We start from the raw sequence: 14,070 nt of genomic DNA, 5'->3' as shown, positions 1-14,070 counted from the left end.
CGGCAGGCTACTTACGACGGTTCCGACTGTTACGACATCTCCCTGCGCCGCACGAACGTCAGCGAGAGGGACGGCGACCGGCGGGTTCGGGCCCCGGGGCGAGGACCGGTTCAGACCCGCAGCGGGTTGGAGCGCGTGGCCGCCATCAGATACCAGGCGGTCGCTCCCACGTGCCGATACGGGTAGTACCCGAACCCGAACCCCGTGTCGAGTGGGCTGCTGGCGGACACGACCCCCGCCCGCTCGGGAAGCGCCCGCCCGCCGACACTCTGACCCGCGCCCAGCAGTTCCTGGGCCCGCTCGATGGAGTCGAGCAGCCGCCGCGCACGCGGCTCGTCACCGCGCCGGCGCCGTTCCCGCAGCGCGAGCGCGAGGTGAGCGGTCCCCTCGAACCAGACGCCGTTGCGGTCGGGCTTGGGCTGGGAGTCGGCGATCGGGGCGTCCTCGTCGGCGAGGAGACTGGCGGAACTGAAGGTGACACCGTCGTACGACTGCCCCGCCGGCACCGTGCTGTTGCGCCGCCAGGCGTGGTCCAGGACGGCCAGTTCGCTGGCGGCCCAGTCCAGCGACCGGGCGTGGGCACGGGAGTCGAGGGCGAGGTGGGTCCAGGTCTGGGTGTCCTCGGGGATCGGCGACTTGTTGACGGTCACCCCGTCGTTGGTGCCGGTGTAGAAGAAGCCGCCGTCCGGCTCCCACATCCTCATGACGAAAGCCTCGGCACGCGCCCGCCGCGCCAGCCAAGCCCTCTCCCCCGTGAGCCGGGCGAGCCGGCCGAAGAGGCAGAGGAGGTCGGTGTTGTGCTCGGTGGAGGTGAAAGGCAACTTCTCGTCGGCGCCGTTGACCCCGAACTTGTACCCCCCGAGCGGTTCATCGGTACGCCCGTTCCGTTCGATCCACTCCCCGATCCGCACGGCACCGCCCAGGAACCTGCGCTCCCCCGTCCGCCGCGCCAGCGCACTCAGCGCGATGCCGGCCCAGGCCATGTCCCCCACGGCCGTACCCGTGAACCCGAACTGCGTCCCGACGTTGGCGGACCCGTCCGCCCGCACGAACCCGTCCGGCTGCCGTGAGCCGTCGTAGAAGGTGTACGGCCCGACGTTGTACGCCTGCCGAAGCCGACCGTCGTCGTGCACCGGGTCGTGCCGCTGGGCGTACAGCAGCGCATCCCCGAGCAGGACTGCGCGGTCCCGCCCGTCCGCGGTGCGGGTGGCGAGGAGGGCGAGGATCGCGAGGGCGTTGTCGTAGGTGAAGGCGGTACTGAACAGACCGGCTTCATCGCTGTAGCTCTGGGCGAGACGGATGGGGCCGTGATCAGGGTAGGCGTCCATGGTGGCGGCGAGGAAGGTGAGTCCCCGCCGCCGAGGGGACGCGGAGGGCACGGCGTGGGCGGCGCCGACACCGGTCCCCGCGAGGGCCGCGACGCCGAGGCCCAGCCCGGTACCCATGAGCGCGCGGCGGCTGAAGGCCGGTCCCTGCGTGCCCTTCGTGCGGTTCATGTCGTGCATGTGGTTCATGCCGTTCATGCCGTTCATGGGTCTCCCCAGCCTCTGAGAGCGCTCTCACCCGATGCGCGCGCTCATTCTGCTGGTGTGCGTGAGGCGGGTCAATGTCCGTGACCTTTCCAGCAGTTGACGATAGAGAGCCCAGCGCCCAGATCCCCGAGCCCCAGAGCCCCGGTCGGCCGGGAACCTCGTGGCTCGAGACAGCGTTAATGACCGTACAGACCCTGCTCCTCGGATGATTCAGGGCCTCAGAATGGTGCGATGAACCATCGCTTCGTCGGAATCCCGGAGTTGACGGGCGTTCCCCGTGGTGTGTGGACGGACGGCGCCGCTCGCCGAGGTTGAGCACTACGCGATCCGGCCCACAATCCTCACGACGTCCTTGGACTGGGTGGGCCCTGTAGACCCGCCATCTGTCTCGAGCGAGGTTCGGGACTGCTACCACTCGTTGCTGCTGCTGCAATCCAGAGCACCTGAGAACCAGGCCGATGAAGATCGTCGTTGTGTCTTGCGCTCTCGTCCTCGTTCGTTCATCGACCACCCGGAGTGGGTCGAGGCGATCTGGTAGGGCGGCAGTCGACTCTCGGCACGGTGCACGGCCCCCGACCCGCGACGGGTTCGGGGGCCGTGACCGTTCATGCCCCCAGTACCTGGCGCTGCAGGGAGGCGGGAGAGTGCCGTGCGGGCTCGGCACGGTGGCCCAGGCCCATTCGGTGGGCCAGGACGGCTGCCTGGACCCGGTTGGTGGTGCCGAGCTTGGCGTAGATGTTGCTGATGTGCTCCTTCACCGTCGCGCGGCTCAGCCGCAGTTCCCGGCTCATCTCGATGTTGGACATCCCCTGGACCAGCAAAGCCAGGACGCCGCGCTCCCGGGTGGTCAGAGTCGCGGCCCGGCTGCGGACCTCCGCCGGCAGGGTCGTGGCCGACAGGTTCGCCAGGAGATCGCGGAAGGCGGCGGGCGGCAGGACGCTGCTGCCCGCGCACAGCACACGCAGGGCGTGTGCCAGGTTCTGCTGACTGGTGTCGGGCCTCAGCAGCCCGTCCGCGCCCGCAAGCAGGGCGTCCGCCGCGAACCGCTCGTCCGCGGCCCGGGTCAGCAGGGCCACCCGGGGCCGCGGTCCCGTGCGGCGCAGCGCCGCGAGGCAGGCGAGGGCCTCCTCCCGCGACGGCTCGTCACCGAGCAGGACCACGTTCGGGCGATGTTTCTCGACACTCTCCACGACGGCGTCCCGACGGCAGGTGTCGCGGACGTCGATGTCGTCGTGGTCCTCCAGAAGGCGGCGCAGGCCGGAACGGATCAGGTCTTCGTCATGCGCGACGATCACGCGTATCACAGTGTTACCCCCATGTGCGGACCACCTGGTCAGGTGTGGTCCGCCGACGATCCTCGACACTCAGGTTCCGGGCGTCAACTCCTGGGCCGGGCACGCATCCCTCAGATGCCCGTCGCCGTCTCCTCGGCGACCCGCTGGAGCAGAAGGCGGGTGGAGGACTCGCCCGCCGTGCCCGCGAGGTAGTCGGCCACGATACGGCGTGCCTCGGCCTTGTCTGCCTGGGGTATCGCCTCCGGGAGCGCGAAATCGGGGTCGGTGCGCCGGAGGTGCTCCACGACGCCGTAGTACTCCTCCCGCAGCAGGGACCAGATGACCGCGTCGTGGTGGCAGCCGTCGAGGTAGTAGTACTCGCGCAGGATGCCTTCGAGGACGAAGCCCGCCCGCGTTGCCAGCCGCAGCACGTTCTTGTTGTACATCGCGGTGGTGAACTGGACCCGGTGGGCGCCGCGCGCGTGGAAGAGGTGGTCGAGCAGCAGGTCGAACGCCTCCGCGCCGTACCCCTGGCTCCACAGCTCGGGGTCGCCGATGGCGCCGCCGATGACGTATCCGGCGACCGGTCCGTGCGGTCGGTAGTGGACGGCGCCGACCGTCCTGCCGTTCCGGTCGCGGACGGAGAACTGCCGCAGGCCTCCGCTGTGGTCGAGGCGGCGGAAGTCTTCGGCCGAGACGGCCTCGCCCTCGGTCGCGGTCATGACGGCGACCACCGAGTCGGGGCCGAACCACTGGGCCATGAGTTCGTAGTCGTCCTGCGAGGGCCGTTCGAGCCGGACGAATTTGCCCTTCATCACTGTCCTCTCGGGGTTGCGGACGCTGTCGGTCGACGAGCGCCCGGACGGCGGTGCCGGGGTGTCATGCGGTGCCCGTGGCCGCCGGTGCGCGATGTGCCGCCAGGGACGACACCCGAGCGGTGGCGACGTACTCCTCGATGCGGTCCACAGCAGCGACGGCCCCGCCGGTGGCGGCCACCTGCCGGCTCATACGCTCCAGACCGGTCCGGACTCGCTGGTCGTCCGCGACGCCGAGGACGGCCTCGCGCAGTGCGGCGGCGGTCAGGTCGGCGGGGTCGAGCCGTACGCCGAGGGCGAGTTCGGCGATCCGCTCGGCCACGGCCCGCTGCTCGCCCATCTGGGGCACGGCGACCATGGGGACGCGGTGGGCGACGGCCTCCATCACGCTGCCCATGCCGGCATGGGTGACGAAGGCGGAGGCGTGGGCGAGGACGTCGAGTTGGGGCACGCGCGCATGCATCTCGACGTGGGGCGGCAGGGCGCCGACGGCGTCGGCGGTGACGAGGCCGCCACCGGACAGCACGACCTGCCAGGGCAGGTCCGCCAGGGCGTCCGCGCACAGCCGGAAGAACTCCGGCTGCTCGCTGTAGGCGGTGCCGAGCGAGACCAGCAGCACGGGCCTGCCGTCGTCCTTCGGACGCCAGCCGCCCCGTGTCCGGGCGGCGCCCAGGCACGGTCCGACGAAGGCGAAGCTGTCGTCGAAGGTCTCCCCCCGGTACTGGAACTCCCGGGGCAGGAACACCAGGCGGAGCCCCTCGCCGTGCCGCAGGAACCGGCCCACGGGGACGCCCGGCAGTCCGTGCCGGCCCAGCAAGACGGGCAGTTCCCGGGCGAAGGCCATCATGTCGGGCGTGATCATCCGGTCGCCGAGGAACTCGGCCTCCAGGGAGAAGCGCCCGTTGGAGACGAATGAGGGCCACAGTTCGACACCGGGCAGCTCCCAGGTCGCGGCGAGCACCCGTCCGGCCCAGGCCAGGCCGTCGTAGACGACCAGGTCGACGCCCCGCCGTCCGCCGGGGCGCCTCTCGGCGGCGTGGAGGGCGAGTTCGGTCTCGTGCAGGAGTTCCATCGACGACAGGCCAAACTCGTCGTCGGGCGGCAGGATCTGCCCGTCACCGTCGGGAAAGCGGTACGGCAGCGGGCGGGCACCGGCGCGCGCGACAAGCTCGGCGTACTCCTCGGCCACGACGTAGTCCACGCGGTGGCCACGGGCAGTGAGCTCCTCGACCACGGCCAGTGTCGGGTTCACGTGGCCGTGCCCGGCGATGCTTACGAACAGCAGCTGCAACGGCATGCCCACCCCACCTTCTTGACAATCCATGACTGCAACTTACTGTACTTGACATGCTCTGTGTAGAAGACTCCCGAGGCGGGAACAGATGACGGTGACGCGGCGATACGAGGCGAGGTCCGGTCCCGGAGAGCCGCATCCGACCCCGGCGGCGGCGGTGAACAGGGTGCTGACACGGGCGTTCGCCGAACTCCCGGAGGCCGTACGGGCCGAGGCGCCGCTGTATGTGCTGTGCGGGGACTACAGCCGGTTCGCAGCCCACCGGTTCGCCGCCCGGTGCCATGACTCGCGACGACTGCGCCCGTCGGACTCGATCGCCCTGGAGGCCGCCGAGCTGATCCGCCCCTGCACCGAGGCCGCCGGCCACCGCGGCGCCTGCTATCTGATGGACGGGGACGCCGCCTGGGCCACGCTCGCCGCGGCCCTCGCGAGCGAGCCGGGGCCGGCCGTCGAGTGCCGGATCACCCTGATCGACGACACGCCGGCGCAGCCCGGCTGGCTGGTGTCCGCCGCCGTGCGGGGAGAGGCCGTATGACCGGGCAACGCGTGGTGATCAGCGGCATGGGACTCGTCACCCCGCTGGGTACCGGTGTCGGCACGTTCTGGTCGCGGCTGCAGGCAGGACACACCGCTCTGCGGCCCGCGCGGCGCTTCGCCTCCGCCGACTACGAGGGCGAACCGGTCGGTGAGGTCTCCGGACGGCCCGGCCCGGCCGACGGCCCCCGCAAACAGCACTTCACCCGGGTCGCCGTCGAGGAGGCCCTCGCCGCAGCCCGGCTCCCGGCCCTGCCCCCGGGCTCCCTGGTGCTCCTCGTCGGCCAGGCACGGGCACCGCTGTCCGGCCGGAACCCTCAACCCGACGGTGAGCAGGCGGAGTTCTTCGGTCCGCCCGACGAGTTCCTCAGTGCGCCCGTTGGATTCCTCGGTGCGCCGGACGGCAAGCGGCCGGCCGGCGCCCAGGTGCTCCATCTGTCGCACGCCTGTGCCTCCGCCGCCTTCGCGGTGAACCTCGCCCGGGCCGCGCTGAGGGCCGGTGCGGCTCCCGCGGCCCTGGTGGCGGGTGCCTCCGTGCTCAACCGCTACGAGTACGCCAGCATGCGGGTCGTGCGGGCCGTGGCGCGGAGTGCCGCCACGCCCTTCGACACCGGCCGGGCAGGCATCTCGCTCGGCGAGGGCGGCGCCGCCCTCCTGCTCGAGACGGCGTCCGCCGCACGCTCGCGGGGACTGCCCGCCGATCTGACGGTGGCAGGCGTCTGCTGCCGGGTGGCGGGCGACAAGCCGGCTGCCTCCTCCGCCGAGGTGGTCACCGACTGCCTACGCACCGCGCTGCGTGACGCCGGCGCCGACCGGCTGGACCACGTGCACGCCCACGCCACCGGAACGCCCCAGGGCGACGCGGCCGAACTACGGGCCATCGAGACCGTCGCCGCGGAACTGGACGCGCCGGCCGTGCCGGTCAGTTCGCACAAGGGCGCCATCGGCCATCTGCTGCATGCCTCCGCCGTACCGGCGATCGTGGCCGCGGCACTGGCCCTGCGCCACGGCACCGCCCCGCCCACCGCCGGACTGGTCCGGCCGGAGCCCACCGAACGCGTGCGGCTGCCGCTGCGCGCGGAGCCGCTGTCCGGCGCACGGCTGGCTGCCGTCAACAACTTCGGATTCGGCGGCAACAACGCGTCCGTGGTACTTCGGCGCACCTGACCACGAACACCGGCTGGACAGAGGGCCGTTCATCCGATCCCGGGCACACGGCCGCGGCCCTGCCCGCTCCCCACCGGGACGGTCAGGGCCGCGGTCGCCTGCGATGGGGACCTAGGGCCTGTCCGGCGGATCATGCCGGCGTCGCGGGGTCTGGCACGCCCGTCTGCCGCGTTGTCGTCACTCGCCGACGACTCCCTCCTCCGCCTTGCAGCTGGACGCACCAGACCCCGCTCACCTGCGTTCATGAGATGCCGTTCGTTGCAGCCGGCCTGATCCGCCGGACAGGCCTAGGCCACGCCGATGAGCGCGCCCAGGGCAGCGGTGTCGACCTTGCCGTTGGCGCCGAGCGGGAACTCGCGGACCACGTGCACCGAGTTGGGCTGCTCGTAGTCCGCGAGGTGCGGGGCGAGCCGACGGCGCCAGTCGCATGGCTCGCCGTCGTCGGGGTCGGCGACGACGAAGTGGAGGGAGGCACCACGGCGCACGTGCTGGGCGGCGACCACCTTCACCGGCCGGCCGCAGTGCTCGGCCTTGCGCTCCAGGCTCTCGGGGTAGAGCGTGAAGCCGAGCCGGTGCACGGCACGGTTGCGCCCGTGCACGTGCAGATTGCCCTCCGCGTCCAGGTGTCCCAGGTCGGCGGTCGGGTACCACCCGGTGCGGACGACCGGGTCGAGGGTGCGGTCGGGGGCGAGGTATCCCTCCATCAGCCCTGGTGAGCGGACCTCGATCTCGCCCGGTTCGCCAGGCCCGGCGGGGGTCCCGTCCGGCCGTACGACCCGCAGGTCGATCCCTGGGAGCGCCCGGCCGCAGCCGACCGGGAACTCGGGGGTGGCCAGGGCCACGTTGCCGAGTTCGGTGAGGCCGTAGCCGTCGAGCAGGGGGTGTCCCATGGTCTCCTGGAAGGTCTTGGCGAGCGGCCGGGGCAGCGGCGCTCCGCCGACGCCCCAGATGCGCACCCCGGCCAGTCCGGCACGGACGTCGGGCCGGCGGCGTACCACTTGGAGCAGGGTGTGGTACGTCGAGGGCGCCGCGTCCACCGCGGTCGCTCCACCTGCCGCGGCCTGGCCGACGGCGAGGTCGAGGCGCTGGTACGGGGTGACCAGGAGGGTGCAGCGGGCGAGCCACCACACCAGGACGACGGACAGGCCGTACTGGTGGGAGAAAGGGAGCAGCGGTGCGAGGACGTCGTCGGGGCGGTAGCCCATGGCCTCGATGGTGCGCAGTGTGTTGTCGCGGACGGCCGAGCCGGACTTCACGATCCCCTTGGGACGGCCGGTCGTACCCGAGGACCACAGCACCAGGGCATCGCGGCGGCGGAACCACGGCTCGAGGTCGATGCCCGCCGGGGCGGACGCGCCGTCCGGCGTCGGAACGCCGGCCAGGGTCCGCGGGTCGAGCACCCGCTCAGCCGGGAACCGGTCCGGTCGGCTGCCGTCGCCGACCAGCCAGCGCGCGTCGCACCGCGCGGCCATGGCACTCACATCGGCCGGGGACGTGCGGTGGTCGACGGGAACGAGGGACACGTCGAGGTGGATCAGGGCCAGCAGCGTCACGACGTAATCGAGCGAGTTGTTTCCCCTGACCAGCACCCGGTCCCCGGGACGGACACCGTGCCCGCGCAGCGCCCGGGCCGCTCCGGCCACCCGTTGCGGCAGTGCGTCTCCACGCAGCGCGGTCTCCGCGTCGCGCAGCCTGGGCGACGCTGTCTGAGTCATGCCAACTCCTCCTGTGCTGTGGTGTCGTGTCGATGGCCGCGGGCGGGCTGGGCACCCGCCGGCAGCAGCAGGGTCGAGTCGAGGATGCCGACCGGCGCCCCCTCGGCGTCCCAGAACTCCGTTGTCACCGTCACCACCCGGCGCCCGGCGAGGGGGCGCGCCTGCCGGAGGCGTACGACCGGATGGAGCACGTCGCCGGCGCGGACCGGGCGGTGCAACCGGATGCGCTGCTCGCGATGGACGAGGCCTTCCGGGGCGAAACCTACCCGGCGCAGCAGCGCGTCCTCCGCCCGCGCGGCGGGCACGGTCAGGAACGTCGGCGGGGCCAGGAGGCCGGGATGGCCGAGCGCCCGGGCGGCCGCCTCGTCATGACAGGCGGCGCCGGTCTCGCCCACCGCCGCCGCGAACTCGCGTATCTTCTCGGGCTCGACGTGGTACGGCGGCGGGTGCAGGACCGTTTCCTCGGGGTGGGCGGGGTACCGCGGCGCCTGGGGCCGGGGTGGGTCGTCCATCAGGCGCCGATCACGTGCTGGCCGCCGTCGGCGTGGACGATCTCGCCGGTGGTCGCCGGCAGCCAGTCGGACAGCAGGGCCACGCAAGTGCGGGCGACGGGCCCGGCGTCGGCGGCGTTCCACCCCAACGGTGCCGTGCGGGCCCAGTCGTCCTCGAACGCGGAGCCGTCGCCGCCGATGCCGCGGGCGGCGAGGGTGCGCAGCGGCCCCGCCGCGACGAGGTTGACCCGGATCCCCTCCGGGCCGAGGTGACGGGCCAGGTAGCGGCTGGTGGCCTCCAGACCGGCCTTGGCGACGCCCATCCAGTCGTAGTCGGGCCAGGTCCGGGACGCGTCGAAATCCATGCCGACCACCGAGGCACCGGGCCGCAGCAGCGGGCGGCAGGCGGCGACCAGCGCCTTCAGGGAGTAGGTGGACGTGTGCAGGGCGGTGGAGACGTCGGGCCAGGGCGCGTCGACGAAGTTGCCGCCGAGGCAGCCTTCCGGGGCGTGGGCAATGGAGTGCAGGATGCCGTCAACCCCGTCCAGGTGCTCTCCCAACCGGTCGGCGAGCGAGTCCAGGTGCGCGGTGTCGGTGACGTCGAGTTCCACGACGGGGGGTTCCTGCGGCAGCCGTCGGGCGAGGCGCGTGACCAGGGTCGGCCGGCCGTAGGCGGTCAGGACGACGGTGGCGCCCTGTTCCTGGGCCAGCCGGGCCACGGAGAAGGCGATCGAGCTCTCGCTGATGATGCCGGTGATGACCAGTCTCCTGCCGGCGAGCAACCCGCTCATCCCGTCCTCCTCATCGGTTGGTGGTGTGCATGGGTGGGCACCGGTGCACGCCGCGGCGTGCACCGGTGCCGGGCCTCACCGTGCTCAGCAGTGGTTGCTGGCGGTGCTCACGGCCAGAGCGGCCTCCTCGGCCGGGACCTCAAGGCCCTGCAGTTCGAGAACGATCGACATGTTCGTTTCCTCCTCTCGGATGCTCGGGGTTCGTGGACCGGTCACCCGTCCCGGCGACCGGAGCTCGGGGCGGCGCAGGGCTGCTGCCTGACCGCCTGTGCCTCAGAGGCAGTGGTTGCTGGCGCTGCTGACGGCCAGGGCGGCCTCTTCGGCCGGGATCTCAAGGCCCTGCAGGTCGAGAACGATCGACATTCGTGTCCCTCCTCTGTGTGGGTTGTCGGGGCAGCGACCGGCCACCGGGCGGTGGCCGGGGTTCGGGGGCGGGGCCCGCTCACGCGCCTACTCGGGGCCCGCCAGGAAGGGCAGGAATTCCCGGTGCCCGTCGAGCGCCGCGGCCACGGCGAGCAGCACGCCCGCCGTGCCGGTGGCCAGGTCCATGGACAGCCGTCGCAGGTGCTCGCCCGGGAAGGCGATGTGGCCGCGATAGGACATCGCGTGCCAGTGGAGCCGCGACAGGTGCCGGGCGACCGCCGGGTCGTGGCCGGCTCCGCCGGAGGTCAGGGCGGCGAGCGTGGCGAGCAGTCCCGCACGGCCCGCGAAGAGGTGCGGTTCGATGGTGAACTCCGGCTCGGCCGCGCGGGCGAGGGCCGGCAGCGCCCCGGCGATCCGCTCGTCGGCGCGGTGGGCGAGCAGTTGGTCGGCCACGAGGGCGATGCCCGCGCTGCCGACGTCCAGGTAGGGCAGCAGCCGGAAGCCGCCGTCCACCTGGAGGGAGCCGTCGTCGGCAGGCGCACACAGATCGAGGTCGAGGTGCAGTGCCCGGACCGCGAGGTCGAGGTGGGCGCGGTCCGCGGTCTCCTCGTACAGCCGCAGGTGGAACAGCGCCGGTCCGGACCAGCCGTGCAGCAGCCCGGCGTGCGAGCCGCGGCCGGTGCCGGCGGTGATTCCCGGGGCCTGTCCGGCCCGCACGTTCTCGCCCAGCCGGGCGGCCGTCTCCAGCGCCCGGTCGCGCAGGTCGGCGCTGCCCGTGGTGCGCGCCAGGCCGAGCTGGGTGAGGCCGACCCCGGCGAGGCCGCCGTACAAGCTGGTCGCCCGCATCGCCGCCACGGCCGCCCGGCTGTCGTCGACCAGCCGGAGCGCCTCGTCGACATGCCCGAACTCGGCGAGTACGTGGGCGACTCCATGGGTGCCGTCCAGCAGGCCGGCCCGCTGCGGCGGACGGGTACGCACCGCGCGCAGCAGCCATTCCTCGTGCTGCGGGTGACGTCCCGCACCGGCCCGGTCCAGGGCCCACAGCACACCGGCGGCGCCGTACGCCAGGTTGAGACCGTCGGTGTGGAACTGGCGGACGCTGCCGGGGAAGAGGCGGTCGCTGCGCTCCGGCGTGGCGGAGCGCAGCACCGCTTCGGCCATCGACGTACGCGCGGCCGCCCAGTCGGGAGCCGGTACGGCCAGGTCCACCGCGGCGGGGGTCCGCAGTGCCTCGGGCGTGCGGTCGGGGCCGCCGGGGGCCAGTTCGCGGCGCAGGGGGTCGAGGCTGCCCGGGGTCAGGCCGAACCGCTGCTCGGCGACGTCCGCGTACCGCGAGGCCCGGCCGGGGTCCAGCTCCGAGAGGTTGGTGAGCGGGAACAACAGCCACAGGCGCAGAGCGGCGAGGGCGTGCCGGTCGATGGCTGTGCCGGTGCGGCCGGCGCCGGCGAAGCCGGGGTGTCCCAGGCCGAGCCGGTCGGCCTCCTCGACGGGGAAGGCGAGTTCGAAGTCGACCAGGCGGACCTGGTCGTCCTCGTCGACGAGGATGTTGGCCGGGTGGAGGTCCCCGAAGACGAGGCCGCGGCCGTGCACGACCTGCACGACGTGCTCGACCCGGTCGGCCAGTGCCGCGGCCCGGCGGGCGTAGGCGCTGAGGTCATCCTGGGTGGAACCGGCCCTCACCAAGGGGTAGTTGCGGGCCAGCCAGGTCTGCAGGGTGTCCCCCGGCAGGTGCTCGACGGCCAGGAAGTGATGTTCCCAGACGGTGCGGTGCTCGTACAGCTCGGGCACCCCGGGCAGGCCCGCGAGGCGTTCCAGGGCCTGCCGCTCCCGGGCGAGCCGGACGACCGCGTCGTCGCCCCGACCGTCGAGTCCGGCGTGCGGACGAGCCTCCTTGAGGATGACCTGCCGTCCGGCTGCGTCCCGGGCGAGGTAGACGCCACCGGCGTTGGAGAAGTGCAGCGCGCGCTCCACACGGTAGGGGAACTCCTGCGCTCCACCGGAGCGCGCCGCCATCAGTTCGCGGAGGAACGCGGGCGGGGTCACCCAGTCCGGCACCTCGAACACCGGGCGGCGGCTGTCGGGCACCAGGGTGCCGTCCGGGCGCCGTATCGCGAGCACCGAAGTGCCGTCCTCGGTCGGGCAATAGCGGGCGGCGAATCCGCCGTAGCGCACGTGCAGCGGGCCGTCGCCCCACCGCAGGTCGGTCAGGATGTAGGGGCCGGGCTCGCCGTCCAGGATCTTGCCGAGCTCCTCCAGGGTGCGCAGCAGCTGGTCCTCGTCGGAGGGGTAGATGGTGACGAGCTTGCCGCTGGCGGAGCGCGGCGCGTACTTGAGGCTGTGGGTGGTGAGCACCCTGCGGCTGCGCAGGAACTTGAACGGGATGCCCTGCTCCAGGCAGTGGTCCGCGGTCAGGGCCACTACGCGTTCGGCGTTGTCCGGCAGCGCGGAGACGTGGATCTTCCAGCCCTGTTCGGGCAGGTCGTGGTCCGTCGGGGAGTACATCACCCAGACGTCGCCGTCGCCGCGCCGCCAGCCGTCCGGCACGGGGGCGGTAGTGCGGGGAAAGACGGTGTCGTCGTGGGCGTCGTGGCGGCCTGCGAGATCGTAGAAGACCGGATCGGCCTGGCAGTACGGTTCAGGCTGGGGTCGGGTCGCCGTCATGCCTGCTGCTCCCCCGGTGCCTGGGCGCCGGCGGAGGGCCGGGAACGGACCACCAGCACGGCGTTGTGGCCGCCGAAGCCGAACGAGTTGCTCATGATCACCTGTGTCGGGTGCCGACGCGCCCGGTGCGGGACGTAGTCGAGGTCCCGGTCCTCCGGGTCGTCGCAGTTGAGGGTCGGTGGGACCACGCCCGTGCGAAGGGTCTGCACGGCCGCGATCAGCTCCACCGCTCCGGCGGCGCCGATCATGTGGCCGGTCATCGACTTCAGGGAGCTGATCGGAACCCGCAGGGCGTGCTCCCCGAGGACCGCCCGGATCGCTGCGCTCTCGATCCGGTCGTTGAGCGGGGTGCCCGTGCCGTGCGCGGAGATGTGGTCGACGTCCTGCGGAGCCAGTCCGGCGTCGGCCAGTGCGTCGGTCATGGCCCGGCGGGCGGCGGCGCCCTCCGGGTGCGGGTGGGTGGAGTGGTACGCGTCGGTGGTGGCGCCATAGCCGGCCACTTCGGCCAGCACCGTGGCGCCGCGGGCCAGCGCGACCTCCTCGGCCTCCAGGACGAGCACCCCGGCGCCGGCGCCCATGACGAACCCGTCGCGGGCCCGGTCGAAGGGACGACTGACGAGCTCGGGGGCGTCGTCGCGGCGGGAGAGCGCACCGGCGTTGGCCGCGGCGGACAGGTCGAGGGGGTTCACGGCGTCGTCGGCGCCTCCCGCGATCACGACGTCGGCGTATCCGTGCCGGATCATCCGCATCGCGTCACCGACACAGGTCGCGCCGGTCGCACAGGCGGTGGCCGTCGCCCCGGACATGGCGCGGGCACCGAACCGTACGGCGATCTCGCCGGCCGCGCTGTCCAGCGCCCCGCCCGTCGCCAGATAGGGGTTCATACGGCGGCGCCCTCGCTCGCGCAGGTCGAACGCCGCGGCCTGCACAAGGCTGCCGGGGCCGTAGCCGGAGCCGAGCAGCACGGCGGTCCGCTCGGCGAGCCCGCCGGTGAGGTCGAGCGCGGCCTGTCGTACCGCTTCCTCGGCGGCGGCGAGCGCGAACTGGGCGAAACGGTCCAGGCGGCGCGCCACCCGGTTGGGCATGTGGGCACGCGGGTCGAAACCGGTGACCTGCCCCGCGAAGCGGGTGGGCAACAGGGATTCGTCGAATCCGGTGATGGCACGGATGCCGCTCGTGCCCGCCGCGGCCGCGGCCCAGAACTCCTCGACGCTGTGGCCGATCGGGGAGATCACACCGCAGCCCGTGATCACCACCCGTCTGTCGCCGTGGCGTGGCCCGGTGGCCGTCATGCCTGCCTCCCCCTGGTGAACACGGTTCCCCGGCAGCGCCGGTCCGCTGCCGGTCCAGAGCTTTGCACGCCCACACCTCAGAGTCAATTTTTTCGACTCGTTGATGACTCATGACATGACTTAAGCTTCTTCTGCCACATT

General features: G+C 72.6%; 13 protein-coding genes. 2 read left to right on the top strand and 11 right to left on the bottom strand.

Features of this window, described 5'->3' with window-relative positions; all coding sequences use genetic code 11:
• Positions 1-110 precede the first annotated feature (110 nt).
• From AB5J55_RS23755 to AB5J55_RS23740, 4 genes are all read right to left on the bottom strand, one after another.
• Positions 111-1,496 (bottom strand): Tat pathway signal sequence domain protein, encoded by a 1,386-nt coding sequence (locus AB5J55_RS23755; protein WP_369276271.1) that lies wholly within the window; start codon positions 1,494-1,496, stop codon positions 111-113.
• A gap of 641 nt (positions 1,497-2,137) precedes the next feature.
• Positions 2,138-2,827: a LuxR C-terminal-related transcriptional regulator gene (locus AB5J55_RS23750; protein ID WP_369272604.1), complete on the bottom strand. Its 690-nt coding sequence runs from the start codon at positions 2,825-2,827 to the stop codon at positions 2,138-2,140.
• A gap of 110 nt (positions 2,828-2,937) precedes the next feature.
• Entirely contained in the window at positions 2,938-3,621 is a 684-nt protein-coding gene (locus tag AB5J55_RS23745) for a GNAT family N-acetyltransferase (RefSeq protein ID WP_369272603.1), read from the bottom strand.
• Positions 3,622-3,685: 64 nt separating this feature from the next.
• Positions 3,686-4,918, bottom strand: coding sequence for a macrolide family glycosyltransferase (locus AB5J55_RS23740; protein ID WP_369272602.1), 1,233 nt, complete (start codon positions 4,916-4,918; stop codon positions 3,686-3,688).
• A gap of 85 nt (positions 4,919-5,003) precedes the next feature.
• Between AB5J55_RS23740 and AB5J55_RS23735 the strand changes: the two genes are divergently transcribed.
• Together AB5J55_RS23735 and AB5J55_RS23730 are read left to right on the top strand one after the other, a co-directional pair.
• Positions 5,004-5,450 (top strand): hypothetical protein, encoded by a 447-nt coding sequence (locus tag AB5J55_RS23735; RefSeq protein ID WP_369272601.1) that lies wholly within the window; start codon positions 5,004-5,006, stop codon positions 5,448-5,450.
• Positions 5,447-6,616, top strand: a complete 1,170-nt coding sequence (locus AB5J55_RS23730) for a beta-ketoacyl synthase N-terminal-like domain-containing protein (RefSeq protein ID WP_369272600.1) — start codon at positions 5,447-5,449, stop codon at positions 6,614-6,616. Before AB5J55_RS23735 ends, AB5J55_RS23730 begins: the two co-directional genes overlap by 4 nt.
• A 287-nt stretch (positions 6,617-6,903) precedes the next feature.
• Here the strand turns inward: AB5J55_RS23730 and AB5J55_RS23725 are convergent, their stop codons facing one another.
• The 7 genes from AB5J55_RS23725 to fabF all read right to left on the bottom strand — a co-directional run bounded on the left by AB5J55_RS23725 (position 6,904) and on the right by fabF (position 13,929).
• The gene (locus AB5J55_RS23725; RefSeq protein WP_369272599.1) at positions 6,904-8,331 is read right to left on the bottom strand and encodes a class I adenylate-forming enzyme family protein; all 1,428 of its coding nucleotides are present in this window, start codon (positions 8,329-8,331) and stop codon (positions 6,904-6,906) included.
• Positions 8,328-8,843 (bottom strand): MaoC family dehydratase N-terminal domain-containing protein, encoded by a 516-nt coding sequence (locus tag AB5J55_RS23720; RefSeq protein WP_369272598.1) that lies wholly within the window; start codon positions 8,841-8,843, stop codon positions 8,328-8,330. Before AB5J55_RS23720 ends, AB5J55_RS23725 begins: the two co-directional genes overlap by 4 nt.
• Complete coding sequence (fabI, locus tag AB5J55_RS23715) at positions 8,843-9,613, bottom strand: enoyl-ACP reductase FabI (RefSeq protein ID WP_369272597.1); 771 nt, start codon at positions 9,611-9,613, stop codon at positions 8,843-8,845. The genes AB5J55_RS23720 and fabI overlap by 1 nt, the downstream gene beginning before the upstream one ends.
• Positions 9,614-9,697: 84 nt before the next feature.
• Positions 9,698-9,784 (bottom strand): class III lanthipeptide, encoded by an 87-nt coding sequence (locus AB5J55_RS23710; RefSeq protein WP_369276270.1) that lies wholly within the window; start codon positions 9,782-9,784, stop codon positions 9,698-9,700.
• 102 nt (positions 9,785-9,886) lie between these two features.
• On the bottom strand, positions 9,887-9,976 hold the full coding sequence (locus tag AB5J55_RS23705; RefSeq protein ID WP_369272596.1) for a class III lanthipeptide: 90 nt from the start codon (positions 9,974-9,976) through the stop codon (positions 9,887-9,889).
• Positions 9,977-10,063: 87 nt separating this feature from the next.
• Positions 10,064-12,637 (bottom strand): class III lanthionine synthetase LanKC, encoded by a 2,574-nt coding sequence (lanKC, locus tag AB5J55_RS23700; protein WP_369272595.1) that lies wholly within the window; start codon positions 12,635-12,637, stop codon positions 10,064-10,066.
• Positions 12,634-13,929: a beta-ketoacyl-ACP synthase II gene (gene fabF, locus AB5J55_RS23695; protein WP_369272594.1), complete on the bottom strand. Its 1,296-nt coding sequence runs from the start codon at positions 13,927-13,929 to the stop codon at positions 12,634-12,636. The genes lanKC and fabF overlap by 4 nt, the downstream gene beginning before the upstream one ends.
• Positions 13,930-14,070 lie beyond the last annotated feature (141 nt).

Source organism: Streptomyces sp. R11, from assembly GCF_041051905.1.
Classification (GTDB): Bacteria; Actinomycetota; Actinomycetes; order Streptomycetales; family Streptomycetaceae; genus Streptomyces.
Note: the sequence above shows the minus strand (reverse complement) of the source record. Positions and strands in the feature narration are given on the sequence as shown.